Origin of the sequence: Marinobacter sp. CHS3-4, from assembly GCF_030053415.1 — a bacterium.
Lineage (GTDB): Bacteria > Pseudomonadota > Gammaproteobacteria > Pseudomonadales > Oleiphilaceae > Marinobacter.
The window spans coordinates 902,136-921,486 of record NZ_JASGBJ010000001.1; the positions used below are offsets into that span (position 1 = coordinate 902,136).

General features: G+C 55.5%; 15 protein-coding genes. 8 read left to right on the forward strand and 7 right to left on the reverse strand.

All coding sequences use genetic code 11. The features are described 5' to 3' along the window. Nucleotides 1-9: 9 nt before the first annotated feature. Nucleotides 10-660 (reverse strand): TetR/AcrR family transcriptional regulator, encoded by a 651-nt coding sequence (locus QLQ17_RS04160; protein WP_283208275.1) that lies wholly within the window; start codon nucleotides 658-660, stop codon nucleotides 10-12. Between the two features lie 146 nt (nucleotides 661-806). Between QLQ17_RS04160 and QLQ17_RS04165 the strand changes: the two genes are divergently transcribed. The 8 genes from QLQ17_RS04165 to QLQ17_RS04200 all read left to right on the forward strand — a co-directional run bounded on the left by QLQ17_RS04165 (nucleotide 807) and on the right by QLQ17_RS04200 (nucleotide 14,255). Then, on the forward strand, nucleotides 807-1,883 hold the full coding sequence (locus QLQ17_RS04165) for an efflux RND transporter periplasmic adaptor subunit (RefSeq protein ID WP_283208276.1): 1,077 nt from the start codon (nucleotides 807-809) through the stop codon (nucleotides 1,881-1,883). Beyond that, nucleotides 1,883-4,912, forward strand: a complete 3,030-nt coding sequence (locus QLQ17_RS04170) for an efflux RND transporter permease subunit (RefSeq protein WP_283208277.1) — start codon at nucleotides 1,883-1,885, stop codon at nucleotides 4,910-4,912. Before QLQ17_RS04165 ends, QLQ17_RS04170 begins: the two co-directional genes overlap by 1 nt. Before the next feature lie 154 nt (nucleotides 4,913-5,066). Further along, a complete protein-coding gene (locus QLQ17_RS04175) occupies nucleotides 5,067-7,190 on the forward strand; it encodes a type VI secretion system Vgr family protein (protein ID WP_283208278.1) in 2,124 nt (707 codons plus the stop codon). Then, on the forward strand, nucleotides 7,190-7,804 hold the full coding sequence (locus tag QLQ17_RS04180) for a DUF4123 domain-containing protein (protein ID WP_283208279.1): 615 nt from the start codon (nucleotides 7,190-7,192) through the stop codon (nucleotides 7,802-7,804). Before QLQ17_RS04175 ends, QLQ17_RS04180 begins: the two co-directional genes overlap by 1 nt. Beyond that, complete coding sequence (locus tag QLQ17_RS04185) at nucleotides 7,801-11,493, forward strand: toxin VasX (protein ID WP_283208280.1); 3,693 nt, start codon at nucleotides 7,801-7,803, stop codon at nucleotides 11,491-11,493. The genes QLQ17_RS04180 and QLQ17_RS04185 overlap by 4 nt, the downstream gene beginning before the upstream one ends. A gap of 6 nt (nucleotides 11,494-11,499) precedes the next feature. Beyond that, nucleotides 11,500-12,498 carry a hypothetical protein gene (locus QLQ17_RS04190; protein WP_283208281.1) on the forward strand — a complete coding sequence of 333 codons (999 nt, stop codon included), beginning with the start codon at nucleotides 11,500-11,502 and terminating at the stop codon, nucleotides 12,496-12,498. A 98-nt stretch (nucleotides 12,499-12,596) separates the two neighbouring features. Continuing rightward, the gene (locus QLQ17_RS04195) at nucleotides 12,597-13,148 is read left to right on the forward strand and encodes a hypothetical protein (protein WP_283208282.1); all 552 of its coding nucleotides are present in this window, start codon (nucleotides 12,597-12,599) and stop codon (nucleotides 13,146-13,148) included. A gap of 309 nt (nucleotides 13,149-13,457) precedes the next feature. Then, a complete protein-coding gene (locus tag QLQ17_RS04200; protein WP_283208283.1) occupies nucleotides 13,458-14,255 on the forward strand; it encodes a hypothetical protein in 798 nt (265 codons plus the stop codon). Nucleotides 14,256-14,297: 42 nt separating this feature from the next. On the opposite strand, the gene astE is transcribed toward QLQ17_RS04200, so the two are convergent. The 6 genes from astE to QLQ17_RS04230 all read right to left on the reverse strand — a co-directional run bounded on the left by astE (nucleotide 14,298) and on the right by QLQ17_RS04230 (nucleotide 19,304). Continuing rightward, a complete protein-coding gene (gene astE / locus QLQ17_RS04205; RefSeq protein ID WP_283208284.1) occupies nucleotides 14,298-15,329 on the reverse strand; it encodes a succinylglutamate desuccinylase in 1,032 nt (343 codons plus the stop codon). A gap of 12 nt (nucleotides 15,330-15,341) precedes the next feature. Beyond that, nucleotides 15,342-16,064: an ABC transporter permease gene (locus QLQ17_RS04210; RefSeq protein ID WP_283208285.1), complete on the reverse strand. Its 723-nt coding sequence runs from the start codon at nucleotides 16,062-16,064 to the stop codon at nucleotides 15,342-15,344. 3 nt (nucleotides 16,065-16,067) lie between these two features. Beyond that, nucleotides 16,068-16,772 (reverse strand): ABC transporter permease, encoded by a 705-nt coding sequence (locus tag QLQ17_RS04215; protein WP_283208286.1) that lies wholly within the window; start codon nucleotides 16,770-16,772, stop codon nucleotides 16,068-16,070. Nucleotides 16,773-16,823: 51 nt separating this feature from the next. Then, nucleotides 16,824-17,585, reverse strand: a complete 762-nt coding sequence (locus QLQ17_RS04220) for a transporter substrate-binding domain-containing protein (RefSeq protein ID WP_283208287.1) — start codon at nucleotides 17,583-17,585, stop codon at nucleotides 16,824-16,826. An 86-nt stretch (nucleotides 17,586-17,671) separates the two neighbouring features. Further along, the gene (locus QLQ17_RS04225) at nucleotides 17,672-18,442 is read right to left on the reverse strand and encodes an ABC transporter ATP-binding protein (RefSeq protein ID WP_283208288.1); all 771 of its coding nucleotides are present in this window, start codon (nucleotides 18,440-18,442) and stop codon (nucleotides 17,672-17,674) included. A 133-nt stretch (nucleotides 18,443-18,575) separates the two neighbouring features. Then, complete coding sequence (locus tag QLQ17_RS04230; RefSeq protein WP_283208289.1) at nucleotides 18,576-19,304, reverse strand: FCD domain-containing protein; 729 nt, start codon at nucleotides 19,302-19,304, stop codon at nucleotides 18,576-18,578. Between the last annotated feature and the right edge of the window lie 47 nt (nucleotides 19,305-19,351).

The following is a 19,351-nucleotide window of genomic DNA, read 5'->3' on the forward strand; positions in this document are numbered from 1 at the left end:
CCCTGCCCATCAGGATGCCAGCGAGGTCGTTAGCATCTCCATGGTATGTCGAATCAGTGAGTCGGCCGGGAACTGGCCCGAAATCTTAGGCTCTGTCATCTCCCCCTGTTCGCTCTGGCATAACATGATGACCCCGTGTAAAGCTCCCCGGAGGTAAAGCGCGGTTTCCATGGGGTCTTTCACCCTTTCCCGGCTGACACTGCCGTCTTCAAGCCCTGCCCGAATGGCTTCTACCATCTGACCCATTGTCTCTGCTTTCGAGCAGATCATGGCTTGTGCCTGATCGTCATCTGCCTCTGCTACGGCCGTAGAAGCCATGGTTAGCGCTGAGAAATAGTCGGGTTCGTCCCGGTAAAACTGATAGTAGGCGTGCCCCATCGCTGAAATCTGTGCCAGCCCCGAGCTTGCTGTTGCTTTTGCCTCTTCGAAACGGCGACACAGGCTTTTCCCCGCTCGCAGCATAATGCCTCTCTGGATCGCCGACTTGTCCTTGAAGTACACGTACAGAAGCGCGCGGCTGAGGCTGGCGGTGCGGGCAATGTCGTCCATGGACGTCCGCTCATAGCCTTTTTCGGAAAAAACCAGCTCTGCGGCATCCAGTATGGCTTCGTGGCGTGCCTGCTTCTCTTTTTCTCTTCGGGTTTTCAGCGGTTCTGACATGGAATTCCACTAATGGTTGGCGACATTGATCGATCGTTCCAGCTTTATGAAAACCCATTATTGACAATTTGTCAAAGAATGACATTATGTCCATATCGTAGATTGACCAAAGTGCAGAAAGGACTCTCAGAAAAGGATCGAACAAGATGACTATCCGCAATTCGCTGATCGGAATATTCATGGCCACCACAGTGATTTCAGTGGCCGGGTGCAAGTCCGCAGAGCCTCAGGGCGCGCAGCAGGCGCAGGCCATTGCTGTGCGAACAGCGGATGTGACGGGTGGTCAGACTGAAGGTATTTCACTGCGGTTCTCCGGCATTGTTCAGGCTGCACAGCGGGCAACCCTGACCTTTCAGGTCAGCGGTACGCTGAAGGAGCAGGCGGTGGAGCTGGGGCAGCAAGTGGCGGCAGGTGATCTGCTGGCGCGGGTTTACAATCCGGCACTGGAGCCTGCCAGGGATTCAGCGGCGGCGCGGCTGGACGAGCTTCGTACCCAGTATCAGCAGGCACAGCGGGAATGGGAACGGTCTCGCCGTTTGCACGAGCGTGGCGTGGTTTCTGAACAGAGCCTGGAGCAGTTGGCTTCGCGGCGTGACACTTTGAAAGCCAGCATGGCCACTGCCCGGGCGTCGCTTGCCGAGGCGACCCGGCTGCTGGAAGAAAGCGAACTGCGCGCCCCCTTTGGCGGTCGAGTAGAAGCGCTGTTGGTCGAACAGGATGAATTCGTGGCATCGGGTCAGCCGGTGCTTCGTCTGTCTTCGCCGCAGGGGCGGGAAGTGGAAGTGCGGGTGCCTGCCTATATGCTTAGCCACGTAACTCTGGGTAACGAGTTGCCTGTCTGGTCGGTTCAGAATCGTGCCAGGCCGCCAATCACCGGTTCGGTTGTGGAAATTGCGCAGGCGGGCAGCGTTCGTGGCGAACTTCACCCCATTCTTGTCAGCCTGCCTGCAGGCACGTTGCAGCCGGGTGAGCCGGTTGAAGTGGGTATTACCCCGACCGTCACTTCTGCCACGACGGTTCCAATGCTGGCGGTAATGAAATCTAACGGCGGAGCCAGTGTGTTTCGGGTGGCCGACGGCGTGGCACGCCGGGTATCCGTGGATGTTGAGCGAATTGTGGGAGAGCGTGTTGTGGTCAGCTCGCCAGAGCTCACTTCCGGAGATCAGGTCATCTACGCCGGTATGACGCGGGTGGCTGATGGCGACGCCGTGGAGGTGAAGTAATGACTTCCCGGTTGCTGAAGTTCCAGCGTCTGCTGGGCATGATCGTCGTCATGATGGGCGTGCTGGGGGTAGCTGCCTACAGCACCATGCCCCGACAGGAAGACCCATCTTTTCCTTATCGTGCCGGACTGATTACGGTCAGTTATCCAGGTGCCAGCGCCGAAGCTGTTGAACGTCTGGTGCTTGAACCGCTGTCAGATGAATTGCGCCAGGTGGAAGAAATCGACTCGGTGCAGGCCACCGGCCGCACCGGCGTTGCCGTGTTCCGAATTCGACTGAACGACACAATCTACGATACGGATTCCGCTTGGGACCGGGTGCGTCAGGCCATGGATCGCGCGCGTCTGGAATTTCCCAACGACGTGGGGCAAATGGTTCTGGACGATCGGATGATCGACATTCCGGCCATCATTCTGGCCGTCAGCGGTTCGTCGTCGGTGGCTGAACTGAGCGATGTGGCTGAGCGGCTCAAAGGCAATCTTTCCGACATTCGGGGTATGTCTCGGGTCGAGCTGCAAGCCGACACGGATGAGCAGATTACTTTAGCACTGGACGATGCCGCCATGTATCGGTTGGGTGTCTCGCCGGCGCGGGTTCTGAATACTCTGGCCCAGCGTAACCAGACCATTCCGGGTGGCTATGTGGTGTCTGAAGGCAGGCGAGTGTCGGTGCTTCCAAACAGCGAATTCGAAAGCATTGAAGCGATTCGTGCGACCCCTATCGAGCTGCCAGATGGCTCCCAGGTCCCCCTTGCTGCTGCCGCCGACGTATGGCGCGGCCCTGCAGAACCCCGTCAGCCGGAAGCCTGGTTCGACGGCGAGCGGGTGGTGCTGGTTAACCTTTACATGGAGGAAGGCTCGACCGATGCCATTCGTTTCGGTGAGCGGGTTCGAGAGCGACTGGCTCTGATCGAGGGCGACTTCGAGCCTTACCAGATCCGTGAAATGTTCTTCCAACCGGATAAGGTGCAGGAGCGTCTGGACAACCTGGCGCTGAGTCTGCTGTTTTCTGTACTCATCATCGTGGCGGTAGTGTTCACCGGCATGGGTATCAGAATGGGGCTATTGGTGGCGTCCATTCTTCCGATGGTGGCGCTGATCAGCGTTGGCCTCTACGACCTCGGCGGTGGCGTGCTTCATCAGATTGCGGTGATCGGTATGGTAATCTCGCTGGGGATCCTCATCGACAACGCCATCGTGATCGTTGAAAGCATTCAGGGGCACCTGGATGACGGCATGCGACGGTTGGATGCGCTGACTCGCGCCGTCAAAGATCTGGCCGGCCCGCTGGGCGCTTCGACGGGCACCACGTTGGCGGCGTTTGCGCCTCTGTTATTGTCCAAAGGCGGTACCGCAGATTTCACTCGCGGTGTGCCGGTGATGATCATGCTGACACTTTCTGTCAGCTACCTGTTAGCCATCTCTGCCGTACCTTTGCTGGCGGCTCGGTTTCTCAAACCACGGGAAGAGCAGGCCCGGGAAAGCTGGCTGATCGGATTTGCGCGATCCCTGGGTAGCCTGGTGTCCCGACGGCCGGGCACGTTGATTCTGGCTGGCACGGTGTTGGTCGCGGCGAGCGTTTCCATGACCCCGTTCATGAAGAAACAGTTTTTCCCCAACGCCGACCGACCACAGGTCATTGTGGAAATGTACATGCCCGAGGGCACAGATCAGGACCGTACCTCTGCCGTGGCGGCGGATCTGGAGCGTGCGATTCGAACGCGAGAGAACGCGGTGCAGATTCACCGGTTCACCGGTTTTACCGGACCCAGTTTTTACTACAACCTGCAACGGGAACCGGCAGCGCCAAACCGTGGCCGAATGGTCGTGGAAACGCCAACTCTGGAGGACACCACAGAAATGGTGCGCTGGATCCGCGCTTACGCCAGCCAGGAGTTTCCTGAATTGCAGGTCACCGTTGGCATTCTGGGGCAAGGGCCGCCAAGACCTGCGCCGGTAGAAGTGCGTGTTTATCACCCGGATGACGAAACGCGTGCCCAGGCTGTAGAGCAGGTCTATTCTGCCTTGCGTTCCGCCGAAGGCACGGTGGACGTGCGGCATAATCTGGATCTTGGTGTGCCCAGCATTGCCATCAACGTGGACGACGCCAGCGCTGCCCGATTCGGCCTTGACCGTTCCGACGTTGCCCAGAGCCTGTACGGCCAGAGTTTCGGTGTTGTTGCCGAACAGTACCGACAGGAAGATGACCCGATTCCTCTGGTATTACGATCCCGCGAGGGGATCAACCTGTCCCTGTCGCGTTTGTTGTCGATCAATATCTACAACGATCAGGGCGATGCGGTACCCCTGTCAGCCATTGCAACAGTGGAAACCAACTGGGAGTCCGCTGCGCTGTATCAGCGTAACGGCACACGGATGAATTCCGTGTGGTCCAACCTGCGGGTGGGGTATGGCTTCAGCCAGGCCCTGGAAGGGTTGGACGCTGCGCTGGCCGAGAACCCATTGCCGGAAGGCACCAGGCTGGAAATGGGCGGTGACGCGGAAGGATCTGGCGAGGCCAATGATGCCCTGCTGACCACCGCGCCAATCGGATTGTTGCTGTTGTTGTTCTTCCTGCTGTTGCAGTTCAATTCCTTCCGTCGGGTCGGGATCATTCTGCTGACCGTGCCGCTGGCGACTGTGGGGATCTTTCCGGGGTTGGTGCTCTCCGGTTCACCGTTCGGCTTTCAGTCGCTGCTGGGCGTGATTGCGCTGGTGGGTATTGTTGTGAACAACGCGATTGTGTTGCTGGATGTCATGGATCGGCAGCTGGAGAAAGGGGACGAGATTCGCGACGCGGTCAGGAAAGCCGTCGAGCAGCGCACCCGGCCAATATTGCTGACGACGGCGACCACCGTGGCGGGCCTGCTGCCTTTGGCATTCTCCAGCTCGACACTCTGGCCGCCCATGGCCTGGGCCATCATCTCTGGCCTTCTGGCATCCACCGTGCTGACCTTGTTGGTGGTGCCATCGGTTTGCATCTATGTGATCAAATGCCGTGTGGCTGACCCGGTGAACGCGCCAGCCTGATCACTTTGCCTGAATGGGAAGTGTGCCCTGAATCACCCGTGGACTCAGGGCCCACGCTTTGCTACCTTTGCCACCGATAAAGCTGATGGATGTTCACAGGAAGTGGGCCAGGCTTTATAAAACTAAACGGACTTGGTTTTCAAAGGATTGAAGCATGCCCCAGTCCAGTGGACTGCAATTCACCGCCCGTATTGGCGGACTCCCCCGTGACTTTTTCAGTGTGGTTGGTTTCGAGCTGACCGAGCGCCTGTCTGGCCTGTGCATGGGCCGGCTGGACCTGGCCAGTACCTTTTCCGACGTAGCCGCCTCCGACGTGCTGGAACAACCGGTGGATCTGATCGTCTGGCAACACGGCGAACCCTTGCGCCGCTTCACCGGCGTGGTCAACGAATTCGCCCGGGGCGACACCGGCCACCGCCGCACCCGCTACGAAGTCCTCTTCCAGCCGCCGTTATGGCGCCTGAGCCTGATGCACAACAGCCGCATCTTTCAGACGCAAACGACCGACGCCATCGTGCGCACTCTGCTGGAAGAGCGGGGCCTTATCGACACCGCCTTTGATTTAAAACGCACTCCCATCGAGCGGGAATACTGCGTCCAGCACCGGGAAAGCGATTTGGCCTTTCTGGAACGACTGGCCGCCGAAGAAGGCTGGCACTACCGCTACAGCCACGGATCCGTGGATGGCGAAGACCAACCCCAACTGATCATCGCCGATCACCACGGTGATGCGCCCAGGCTTCCTGAGGCTGAATACAACACCAAAGCCGGTGGCAGTACCCAACAACCGGCCATCTTCCGGTTCCGCTATCAGGAGCGCGTCAGAGCCGCCTCCGTGGCCATGAAGGACTACACCTTCAAGAACCCCGCCTACGCCCTGATGCACGAACATCAGGCCGATAAACTGGACGCCCAGCGGGCTGACTATCAGCACTACGACTACCCGGGCCGATTCAAAGCCGACGCCAGCGGCCAGCCCTTTACCGAATCACGACTGGACGCCCTGAGAAGCGACGCCAGCACCGCCACCGGCAAAAGCAACCGCCCCGATTTCACCCCGGGCGCCAAAGCGCAACTGACCGAACACGACAACGACGCCCTGAACCGGGAATGGCTGTTGACAAGCATTACCCACAAAGGCGAACAGCCCCAGGCGCTGGAAGAAGAGGGGGGTAGCGAACCCACCACTTATCACAACGACTTCCAGGCCATTCCGGCGGACCGAACCTGGCGGCTGAACCCAAATACCGTCCACCGCCCCCTCATGGACGGCCCCCAGATCGCACTGGTCACCGGCCCCGAGGGCGAAGAAATCCACTGCGATGAACACGGGCGAGTCAAAGTTCGATTCCCCTGGGACCGCTATAGCAAAAACGACGAACATAGCAGTGCCTGGCTCAGAGTCAGTCAGGGCTGGGCCGGTGGCCAATATGGCTTCATGGCCCTGCCGAGAATCGGTCACGAAGTCATCGTGTCCTTCCTGGACGGCGACCCGGATCAACCGATCATCACCGGGCGAACCTACCACGCCACCAACACGCCGCCCTATGCGCTGCCCGAACATAAAACCCGCACCACCTTAAAAACCCAGACCCACAAGGGCGAGGGCAGTAACGAGCTGAGGTTTGAGGACGAGGCGGACAAGGAACAGATCTACGTCCACGCCCAGAAAGACCTGGACCTTTTGACGGAAAACAACCGCACGGAAGTCATCAAGAATGACAGCCACCAGACGGTGGAGGGCACACAAAAGGCCCACATCAAAGGCAACAGCCACAACACCATCGACGGCGAGAAACGGGAACAAACCGGCAAAGACCACAGCTTCAACGTGACCGGGACTCTACACCTGAAAGCCGGCACTGCCTGGCTCAGCGACTCCGGCACCGAACTGCACATCAAGGCCGGCCAGAAAGCCGTCATCGAAGCCGGTGCGGAAATTACCCTGAAAGCCGGTGGCAGCTTTGTGAAGATCGACCCGAGTGGCGTCGCCCTGAGCGGGGCGGCGATCAAACTCAATGCCGGTGGCTCGCCGGGCAAGGGCAGTGGGCAGAAAGTTCAGACGCCGGAAATGCCGGGGTTGGTTGAGAAGAGCGGTGGGGCTGTGGAGCCCGTTGAGTTAGCGACAACGCCCGTGAGACCGGTCGGTAGGGCCGACGAGACTATGGAGCTGTTGGAACTCGCAGCTGTCGAAAATCTGGCACTGGTCGAAAAGTGCATGGAACAACCGGATGGGAGTTGCCCTCTGGACCAATGTCCCTGCCGGGAGTCGTCATAATGTCTGAGGTGAACGTGACGGATGTCAGCGGTCTGAGTTTTTCGAATAGCAATCTCCAGTGGTATGCGCTGCTTGAGGGCGCTCACCCCACGTTCAACACTCCGGGTTTGATTTACAGCCATATCGAACTTCCGGAGAGCGTGGCGCTTTATCAAAACTCTCCCTATGAGGCTCTCTCTGACGTAAGCCCGATTCTTGTGAAAATTGATCAGCCTCATGACTGGTTACACCATTGGCAGGGTGCGTTTCCCAGTCTTGATGGTTTGATGCTCAGCTCTAAAGACCACCTCGAGGTTGTCGCCGCGCATTTGCAAACACTGGTATCTGTCCGGGTTGAAGGCGGGGCTGATGCTATCTTTCGCTTTCATGATTCCTGGGTGGCCAGCTCACTTTACCCAACCCTTGATGAGTCAGAAAAAACAAGGCTCCACGGGGTGGTCCGTCAGTGGCTTTGGGTTTGCGGTCGTCAGGCGTTCACGGCGGAACGGGCGGACGAAGCGGCTCAGGACGAGCCACCGCTGAGTGACGGTTGGTTACAGCTGAGTAAAGCAAGTCAGCTTGCGATCAGCAACGGAATGTTGTCCAAAAGGAATTGGAAGGAGAGTCAACAATGACAGGCGCATGTATTTCAACAGGCTCACCCTGCAGGGAACCAGAGAAGCTCTATGTGGAAGTTGCAGGGACTGACGTTCATGAGGGCCATGGTCTTTTGCTGGAAAAAAGTGGCGAGCCTGTCGCTGAATTCGCCATGACGCAACGGCAATGGCACCAGCGTTATGAATGTGATTACGCAGTAGGTGCCGCTGACCGTTTCGACCATACCCTCTCGCTTACTGTCGATAAAGAACAAGGGGGCAAGCTTCGACTGCCGCTGCTGGACGAACCGCACCCAACCCGGCTTTCCGCCCGCACCCAGCCCAACCTTTTGTTTCCAATATATCCGTTGGCCGAGATGCCCTGGGTAGAGGGCGAAACTGGACACGCTCTGCTGAGACCAGGCTATCTGTATGTCTTCTGGAAGGGAATTCTATGGCGGGAGCTACAGACCAACGAAAACGGCAAGCTAAGAGATATTGATCTGGCCGATTGCCGACAGCGAGCCAAAGCAGAGGGCCCGGGCGTATTAGACGTGCGCGAAACGTCGGGCGTTGAACTTGAAACACTCTGGGTGCCAGCGCGTTTTCAGACAGTCGGCCGAGCGAGGTGGACCATTGGCGAAGTAGAGTTGGCCTGGTCCGAGCAGCAGTGGAGCTGGGAATACATTGAATCACTCGAATCTGGCTTGGGCATTATTAACCTTCCAGCGGCCTACAGGGAGCTGACGGGCATTCCGGTCTATGGCAAGCGTGGCGCGAATGATATCGACGCCCGTCGTAAGGCTCGCTGCAAGAGCCTGAAAACGTTGGAGAGCTATCAGTACGGCGACCGATTTGGTCCCGATAAGCTGGCAAGCTATGACTGGGTCTTGTTGAACGAAGCCGCTGCCTGTCCAGTCAGAAACCCTGATCGCGAAAAAGAAGCTCTCAATCCGGCGCTGGTCGCACAAAGCCTGAACGGTGGTGGCCTGGAAGCCGAAAATACCGTCCTGCATAACATTCGCGAGGAACTGGAGCGGATGGAAGGCTTTACGTGCAAGGCCCCAGAAACGATGGAGTTTGCCAAAGGCATGAACCGGTGGGTTGAAGACATGCTTGGTGAGGAATGGCGGACTCTATCGGGCAAGAGTAAGTCCATCCCCGACAGTCAGGAAGCCACGGATCAATCCGAAGCGGCACGCAAGGATTTACTGAATGAAGTCCGGCGTCGCCTGGAAAACGCCGCAACCGGGGAAGATCAGCTAGCGCTGCTCAAAGAACGCCATATACCCGGCGTGCCTGTGCCGGATGTGCTATTCGAGCTTGAGTGGCTGACCCACCAAACCAGTTTGCATCTGACCTATCTTTCATCTTTGGCAGAGTCTGCCCAGCAGCATCCTCATTTCAAGAGTGCGATGCTGGTGCATTCGTCAGTGCTGGATTACAGAGGTTCTCGGCGTGGCCCTTACAGGGACTATCAGCACTTGGTGGATCTCAACAAACTCGACCAGGCGTTGCGCAAGGAGGACCGGGAAGCCTGTCGTTCGATGTGTTACGAGCTGAACCGGCGCAGGATCAACCTGCTGGAAGGCGATGCAGTGCGGGTGTTCAATGATTTGTTTGCACTTAATGGGCTGTTTTACCCAATCGCGCTGCAAACGTTGAATCCGTTGCTGTCTCACCTCGAAACCTCGGTATTCCAGTTTGATCCTCTGGCAGGCAGGGTTGCCAAAGAGACCGAAGCCTATCTTGATTCAGCCGGTGCCCGGTATATCCAAACACTGGCAAAAGGGCAGGCCGGTTTGTCTGCTTTTCTGACCGCGCCAACAGAATCTAACGCTGAAGCGGCCGGTGAACCCGAGCCAAATGATGGTTCTGGTCGGCCCCGGCCTGGGCTGATGGGGTGGTTACAAGGGCAGAGGCCAGCAGCCGATGACTTGCCGGAATCCATTCGTGAGCATTACCAGTTAAGCGAGCAGGAAAGAGGCAGAGTACTGGAGAGTGTTCAGAAGATGGCAGACTCGGAATTGCTTCAGTGGGTTGCCAAATCTTATACCACCATGGGCCAGTTGATGGCGGATGTCAGCAGTGAATTCTATTTGGTGACCCAACGGGCATTGCTCAGAAAAATCAGTGACGGCCCGATCTATCAGGTGAAAGACACCCTGCAAATTCCCACACGATATATGAAGCTGGGTAACCCCTTCTTTAGAGATCTCGTTCTCGGGCATGCGGATCTCAGTATGGCGAATCCCAATCCCGACATGGTGCCTCTTGGGATAAAATTCGGTACCCAGGGTGCCGGCATTTCCGCACTGCCAGACGATAAGCTCGATGATGCCTTGCGTAAGCCTAACGGTGTAGAGGTGTTAAGACCCAAAGGGGGAGTCGTTAACCGGGTAGGGCCCGGTATGAATGGCAACTATGCGGTTATTCGAAACGGGAATGGACGATTGCTGGCCAGTGCGACCTCAGTCGCCGGCCTTCAGGGGCTGACCCCAGCCAATACGGTTGAGGTGGAGATGTTCCTGGCGCCAAAGGACAGCGTGGCGGCCAAAATGTCAAAGGGTTTTCAAACCCGTGCAGGTAATGCGCTGATGCGTTGGGCTCCGCCGGGGATGTTGGGGGTGTTCGGGTTCAATATTGCCATAAGTTCTCAGTCAATTCTCAACTCGAACCTTGAGAAGGGTATTCCTCTTAAAGAACTAACTATAGGTGTTTATGGGATAGCCAATCTCATGTATTGGCTGGGTCATATTGTTGAAGCCGAGAATATTTCAAAAAGTACGCGCCTATCCTGGCTGACTGCTCCTCGCCTTGATGTGGATAGAATGGACAATGCGTTTGGAAAATCAGTGGCCAAACGACTTTTTTCTGACCGAGTACTTTCATATGCCAAATTTGCGGGAGCTTTTGGTGCAGTTCTGGAGGTATTCCTTTCGCTTTGGGAGGGCGTAGAGCGGTTGCAGGCTAACGACACAGATGCCGCGGCCGGCTACTTTACCGCCGCCGGGGGCTTTCTTGTGTTCATGTTTTCCCATTGGGCAGGATCGGCCATAATTCCGGTTCTCGGCATTACCCTGTCTGCCGCAGTGGCTGCGGTCGCGCTCGTTGTTGCGCTGGCCGGACTCCTCTGGGGCATATTCAATACTGACGATACGTTGGAAATTTGGCTCAAGCACGGGCCATTTGGTAAGTCGGAAGCGGCTAGCCAGTTCCAGCATTTGCATGATAGCCCGGACGATGCGTTTCAGTTTCTGATCAGCGCCTTTTTTCCGCTGAACGGAATCGATGGCAGCTTGGCCTGGTTTAACGACCGAAGCTTGCTGTCTGGTGAGGAACAGCTATGGCTATTTGAAAACAAACGAACAGAAGGCCACGTGATTGCGGTCAGTACCGCCGCATTTTCCCTGATGGATAGGCCGGAAGATCAATTCAAGGCGCATTTCTGGATGGAAACAGGGTATGGCGACAAAGCGAAACCGATAGCACCAAGCTTTGTTCATTATGACGCTGAGCGTCACATGGTTCGCTTTCACCTGCCCAAACCCCAATGGCGCCGGGCGGGCCGCTCTCGGCTTTTAGAAAAGCTGAGAGGTAAAATACAAATTGCGATGCCTAACGGAAGCTTGCTTCCGGCCAGCGACATCGAGAATCCTCTATCAGAACCGGCCATTAACCCGGGCTTCTCAGGGACATCTTCCCGCTGGCATACAATTGCAGGCTAATACCCTATGACAGATGTTTATCATGATACAGCCTTCCGCTCCGATGCCATTCCGGTCTTACCGCCCGGCGGTCATTCGGAGATGGACAAGGCATTCCAGCGGCTGCCGTGGGGACACTATCAGAATCCGCTTGTACCCAGTTCAATGGCTGTGCAGTTGGCTTATGCCAGGTTGTTTGAGGATGAGAATGATGCGGATGATGGTTTTCCATGGAGTGAAGCGGTGTTCACGGTTAGCAAGGGCTTCCTCAGCGGACTGCAAGGCCTTATGTACATGGTGCATATGTGTGCGAAGCTAGCATTCTTTATATCTTTGTTTCCATTCGGTCTCATGATTCTTAAAGTTGTGTTTACCGAGCCCAACCTCCAGGGGGGGCTTTGGCTTTGGGACACAGCCAAGGTTATCTACCCATTCATCGCTCTCTGTTATTTCGGGGGTAAATACGGCCGCCTATTGTTGGCCCACCTGACCGACAGACTCGCACGTGCCAATCCCACAGGCCTCTATCGCCGCGAAGGAATGGTCCGTATCAAAGGAGGTAAATCGGTCTTCGAGGCACCATTCATCGAATTCGACGCCTACCTGGTTCACACCCCGTCGGGCCGAGGTGGTCGCTATTTCAACCTCGTGTTGCGGCACCGCTATAGCAAGCATGAACTTTGGATGAAAGGCCTTGTCACGGACGCCATGAATCAAAAAGATATCCATGCATACTGGGACATGATCCAGCAGTTTATGGACGTCAGCGGCCCACTGCCCGATGTGCCGATTTTCGAGCCTTTCCGCTCAAGAGATCCGGTTACCAAAGAATGGGATGAGCGCATCAATCGCGACCCGTTCAAATGGCGCAAAATATCACCAGAATCTTGGAGCAAGCACCACGAGCAAACCTATCGTGACCGATTGCACCGCACCAACTTTCATCACCCCTGCATTCTCGATGCTCACATTCAGGGAAGGGGATTGCCGATGCCGGGTGAGCCGCGTGGGGCCATGTTAGCGTGACTCTAAGATGAAGTGTCAACGGGTATTCTAGCCGTTACCGCTAGCGATATGCGGCAAATTGGGCTTTGTTGATAATAGGGATGTGAGGAGCTGCATACATGGAAGTCACAAATGAAAACCTACCAACAATTATCAGGACGAGGATTTATCTGAAAGATAAACCCTTAATTTATACTTTGGGATTGTTTCATTGTGGTGCAACAGGCCTGATCGGTTACTTCCTTTACGAAGCTACTTCAGTATATTTTGCGCCAGGGATGGCATTATTTATTGGGCTATTGCTTTTTGGTACCTGGTATCCCAGTTTTAGAGCTCGAAATAATGTAATCGAAGTCACTCCAAAATCCTTGAAAGTTGACGATTGTACGTTTAAAGAGATTCCGTGGTCTGATATATCCCATTTTGAGGTTATAAATCACTTCAGTACTTATCTTGGTCGGTTCGTTCACTTACTGATATACGTTAAGAATAATAAGTACCCTTGCAAGGAACGAGGGCGCTTTTTTGGGCGGCAACGTGCGGATGGAGGCATATTCGCTACGGATCTCTATAATTACTCCGAAGATCACAAGACAATTTTTAAAGATTTGTCTGAATATTTGGAGCGAAGCCGGATGATCAAGTGGCCGGAGAATGAAAAAAGAAGATGAGATGTATCGCAAGGTCAGACGAATTGATACTGAGCGCCGATCAAACCGGATGGCGGATAAGGTGAAGTATGCTGGTTAAACGTATTGAGCTTGATATCCAGTCCAGAGCATACTGCCCCGCTTCGATAAACCGACACTCACATTAGTTTGAGGCCAAGGATCGGCCAGATTTACACCGACAGAAAAGGATTTCTAATCATGTCCCCCCGTAATTTTCTGATCATTCTCGTCTGTTTACTTTTTGTGGGTTGCCAGAAGCCGCTAGTCGCGCACATTCCGATTGAGGAAGATCAGATAGACCAGCGGGCTGTGAAATGGGCATTGAATGGCTATCTGGAGCGGCGAGGGCTGACGAAAATTGTAGGCGCGGTAAAGCAGGACGATACGCTCCGTCTCCAGTTCGACACAATCCCAGGCCAAAGCAGTCACAACCGGAACGATCTCAAAGAGGCATTGGTCGCCTATGTATCAACGCCACGGATTGATCGGAGATTAATCGTTACCTTTCCCGATGGCGTCGAGGGCGCAACGCAAGAGTTGATCGCACAGCTGAATGGGGAAGACCATCTCAAAATTGAACTGGAAGGCAGAGGCAGCCCTCAACTCTTGCGGGCCGGGTATTACGGCGACGAGGTGTTCTGTGCCTCCGAGGTTTGGATTACCAGTCGATTGCCCAGTTTCGAAACATTGAATGTTACGCAAGAGCCGCTCAACGAGCACAGTCGAACGGTCATGAAATTGATGGGGCTCAAGCAGCCTAAGCCAGAATTAACCTATCAGGTCGCGATGGCAGACGGTTCCGAATTGCCGTTCGAGTTAGCCGATATCGACTTTGACACCCGTTATACGGGAACGAGTTACACCGAACACGGGAAGACTGATATCTATCAAAGCTATTTCCGGGTCTATCTGGGGCAGCTCAACAATGTCGAAGTTTCTCGGGCTATGTTTTCGGATCCGACTAAAGATCAAAACTATACGACCAGCAAGGAAAATTTCGAGCGTTGCGATTTGATGGCGGTCAATCTGCCCAAGAAGAAAGCGAATTTCTTGAGCGCTCAGAATCGGCCTTTCAGCCCTGCAGGAGAAATTAGGTTTAACGAATAGATTCGATCGTTCGAACAGAGTGGCTGGCTCTGGCCCTGGATTTCAGCCCACGGGCCTGATCATCAGCCCAACCCGATGACCAACAGGCACATGGCGGTTGGGAAAAATGATCGCTTCCGGCACATCACCCACGGCGTAATGGGCGGCGCTGTCTTCCCAGATGACGGTGCCGGGCTGATACTCAGTGAAGTTGGCCACGTCGTCCGGGATGTGAAACTGGAAACTGTCGCCGGTGTTCAGGACTTCATGGACCACTTCGAAAATAGTGGGTTGTGAGTCTGTTTTCGTAGCGGGCGCTGCTTCACCCCTGAACCGACGTCGGAGGGCATCGCGGATGCCGCTGAACCGGCTCAGGTCGTTCTGGCCAAACGGCTGCACTTTGCCCAGTTCTACCGTAAAGCTTTCTGCTGCCAGCGTTGAGGACGAGTAAGAGGCAAAGGTAGTGCCTTCCCGATGTTGCAGCAGCAGGGTGTCGACGTCGGCTTCCAGTAAAAACTCCACCTGTTCCCTGGGTACCTCGCGGCCCTCGATGAACGGATACAGTGCAAACCGTTCCCGGTAGGATGGCCGAATGGCTGTGTGCAGGTCGTAGTGGCTCAGCCTGTCTGGATGGCGGGTGGCAAACGCTTCGCAGGCTTGTTCCAGGCTGCGCGCGCGATCGGCCTCTGGCAGACCGGTGTATTCAGGTTTGCGGTGTGCGCCGCCGAACAGCCGGTTCAGGTTGACGTCCATGAAGCGCTCGCCCAGATCAATGGCCAGCGGATTTCCCAGTATCAACAAAAGCGGGCAGGCCAGTTGCCATTGCCCGTCGAGCAGCTCTTCCAAAAGGCCATTCAGTACTTCGATTGGTGCAGTTTCGTTGCCGTGAACGCCGGCCGACACAATCAGCGCTTCGTTGTTAGGGTTCGCCCTGCCTTCCGGTGGGGTCAGATACAGCAGGCCCGCGTCCTGGCGCTGAATCCCCGTGCCATCCTCCATGACGACGATTTTCTCTTCGGTTACCCGAGTGGTGGAAGAGGTCGTGTGGCCCAGCCAATCCAGATTTTTTCCGAAGAGTTGTTTTCGGACTGACATAATCAAAGAGCCTTAACTGGTGACTGGCTGTTGGTGGCGAAGCAGGTATTTCTCCAGCTTACGGAAGGCAAACACCAGAAGGAAGGTCAGCGCCATGTAGATCAATGCCACAAAGATGAACGCGTCGAACGGCGCGTAAAAGCGCGAATAGATATTGCGGGCCGCACCGGTCAGGTCTACCAGAGTCACCACGCTGGCGATGGCGCTGGCATGGAGCATAAAGATGACTTCGTTGGAATAGGCCTGTACCGCACGCCGCGCTGCGCTGGGCAGAATGATCCGGCGCAGGCGTTTTGCCCAGTTCATTCCGTAAGCTTTGGCAGCCTCAATCTCACCGTTGGGTGTTGAGATAATGGCTCCACGAATGATCTCGGTGGTGTAGGCGGCTGTGTTCAGGGTGAAAGCCAGCAAGGCCGGGTAGAAAGCCTCGCGGAAAATATCCCACCAGAAGGTTTGCTGGATGCCTTCGATCTGTGCGATGCCGTAATAGATGATGTATAGCTGGATCAGCAGCGGTGTGCCGCGGAAGACATAGGTATATAGCCAAACGGGAAAGTTCACCAACGGGTTCTTGGAGGTGCGCATGATGGCCAGCGGCACCGCTATAACCAGCCCCAGAACAAGAGAGAGAAAAACCAGCTGGACGGTGGTTACCAGGCCGCCCCAGTATTCCATGATGGTCGGGCCGGTGAAGATTTCGTTCTGGCTGAGCAATTCGTTCAGAAATTCAGGCATGGATCAGCTCCCGTGGACCACGCCCACATTGGCCCGTTTGTCGAGCCAGCGAATGAAAAGCTCTGAACCTGCGGTCAGAGTCAGGTACACAAAAGCCACCGGGATAAAGAAATGGAAGGGCATGCGTTCTGCTTTGGCAGCCTCTTCGGCCACGCGCACCATGTCGGTCAGCCCGATGATAGACACCAGCGCCGTGGTTTTCAGCAATACCTGCCAGTTGTTACCGATACCGGGCAGGGCGTGGCGCAGCATCTGCGGAAACATGATGCGCCGAAAGGTGTGCCAGCGGGTAAAACCATAGGCCCGCGCGGCTTCAATCTGACCACTCTCAACGGCAAGGAACGCGCCACGGAAGGTTTCGGTCATGTAAGCGCCGAAAATCAGCCCGATGGTGATGACGCCGGAGATAAACGGGTCAAACTGGAAAAAGAAATCGATTTCGTAGGCTTCCCAGATCATGTCTGAGATGTTGTTCACCATCACCTGGCCGCCGTAATAAAAAAGCAACATCATGACCAGATCCGGCACGCCGCGGATCAGGGTGGTGTAGGTGGTTGCGATGCCAACCGCTATGCGGCTGTTTGATAGCTTGGCCGATGCGCCAATCAGACCCAGAATCAGGGCCATCGTCAGCGACAGAAACGCAAGTTGAACGGTCACCACAGCACCGTCTAACAATGCAGGGCCATAGCCTTTCAGGTCGAGCATGAAGCGGGTCCAGTCAGTGGGGGTGGCCAGGCTGGCCACCCCGCGGCTGTTTTACATCTTGATGTCGTAGTTGAAGTATTTCTTCATGATGGTGTCGTAGGTGCCATCTTCCTTCAGAGTCGCCAGTGCGGCATTGACTTCCTCGGCCACGTCGGTGTCACGCTTGCGCATGGCAACACCCACGCCCTGGCCCAGCTTGACCGGCTCGCCGACTTCTTTGAAGCCGTCTTTGCTCAGGATGGTTTCTTCACCGACCGGATAGTCCACGAAGACCACGTCCAGGCGCTGGCCTTCCAGGTCCAGAACCATGTCGTCTGCGGTGGTGTAGCGGTTGATGGTCACGATGCCACCCATTTCTTCGGTGACGTAGGTATCCATGGTGGTACCACGCTGAACGCCCACGGTCATGCCTTCCATTGCTGACATGTCGGTCACGTCGGTATCGAAGTCTTCACGCGCGAACCAGCCGCCCGGAGTGTTGTAGTACGGCTCGGAGAACAGGACGCGCTCTGCACGCTCCGGCGTGATGGACATGGAAGACATGATGAGGTCGAACTTGCGAGCCAGCAGGCCCGGAATCATGCCGTCCCACGCCTGGATAACGAAATCGCAGTTGGCGTTCATTTCTTCACACATGGCTTCGGCCAGTTCCACTTCGAAACCGGTCAGCTCGCCGTTGTCGTCCTTGTATTCGAACGGCGCGTAAGGCACGTCGAACGCGATGCGCAGGTTGCGCTCCTGGGCCTGGGCTGCGCCGGCCAACATGGTCATGGCGGCCAGTGCGGCGCTTGCTGCAACAATCAGTTTTTTCATGAGTAACTTCTCCAGTCTTAAATTGCCTTGCGGGCTTTATTGGCTTTTCTACTTTTTACTTTCTGATTTCAAGATAGCATTGCGTTTCAGAACTTGGGAGCAAGAAACTGCTTCATTCGTTCTGAATCCGGATTGTTGAACACCTTATCCGGTGTGCCTTGCTCCTCAATCACTCCCTGATGCAAGAACAGGACCTGAGACGACACATCCCGTGCAAACGCCATTTCGTGGGTGACCACGATCATGGTGCGTCCCTCTTCTGCCAGATTCTGCATGACTCGCAGAACCTCGCCAACCAGCTCCGGGTCCAGAGCTGACGTGGGCTCGTCAAACAGCATCACTTCCGGTTCCATGGCAAGTGCCCTGGCAATGGCCGCGCGCTGCTGCTGGCCGCCCGACATCTGCGCTGGGTAGTAATCCTTGCGCTCGTAGATGCCGACTTTATTCAAATAGGATTCCGCCCGTTCTATGGCCTCCTTCTTGGGCACTTTCAGAACGTGAATCGGTGCTTCGACGATATTCTCCAGAACCGTCATGTGAGACCAGAGGTTGAAGCTTTGAAACACCATCGACAGCTTGGCCCGAATCAGTTCGACCTGTTTGTTGTCTGCCGGTATGCGCTCACCTTTGCGGTTCTTGGTGAACCGAATCGGGTCACCGTGCACAATGATGTCGCCAGAAGTGGGAGTTTCGAGCATGTTGATGCAGCGCAGAAACGTACTTTTGCCAGAGCCGGAACTGCCGATCAGCGAGACGACGTCGCCTTTCTGGGTTTCCAATGAAATGCCTTTCAGCACTTCCAGTTGATCGAACGTCTTGTGTATGTCCCTGCAGATCAAAGGCGCTGATTCCGCCATGGGGTTGCTCCTGCGGCTGTCTATGGAAAGGCCAATGTTTTACGGACTGTGATTTTGGAAATCAAGACCATTGTGGATCACTCCGCTACATATGCAAGTTTGCAGCCAGGCAGTCTAATGCTCCGGCTTTGCCTCATGCACGGTCCAGCGATACCCGGATAATTTTCGTACCTTGACGCTCGATTTCCTTCATCGATTCATTCACAAACCGAACATGGGCTGTCGCTAGCCGTTTCGCTGATTCCGGCTTTCTTGCCATGATGGCCTGGTAGAGTCGCCGATGCTGAGTGGTGATCTTGTTTCGCATTTCTTCCCGTGGATTCAGGTTGGCTACGGACGCCTGCACGGTCAGCAGCATCAGATTTTTCAAGCCGTTCAGCACATGCACCAGAACCGGATTATGGGAAGCCTCAACAATGGCCTGGTGAAAGTTGTGGTCTGGCTTTGCATTGGTGAGCGGGTCGGTCTGATCCAGCTTTGAAAAGGCTTTGGTGATCCGGTGCAGGTCTTGCGGTGTGGCGCGCTTGGCCGCCAGATACGCAGCCTGGCCTTCGAGCTGTTCGCGAACTTCGAGCAGGTCGTAAAGCGTCCTTGGGTGGCCATTGAACATATGGAGCAGGGGGCCGTCGTCAGTATGCTCTTCATTGGTAGATACTATTTGGGAAACAAAAGAGCCTTTGCCGTGGCGAGTCTCGATCACGCCGCGGCCCTGCAATTCATGCAATGCCTCGCGTATCACTGCACGCGAAACGCCCAGGCGAGTCGCCAGTTGGCGCTCTGACGGCATTTTTTGTTCCGGAGCAAGACCACCATCTAGTATAAGTTGTTCAAGTCTGAAGGAAATTTCCTGAGCTATCGCCATTGTCTCGCCTGAAAATGGTAACTGGTCTAACCAGTGCACTTTTGTAG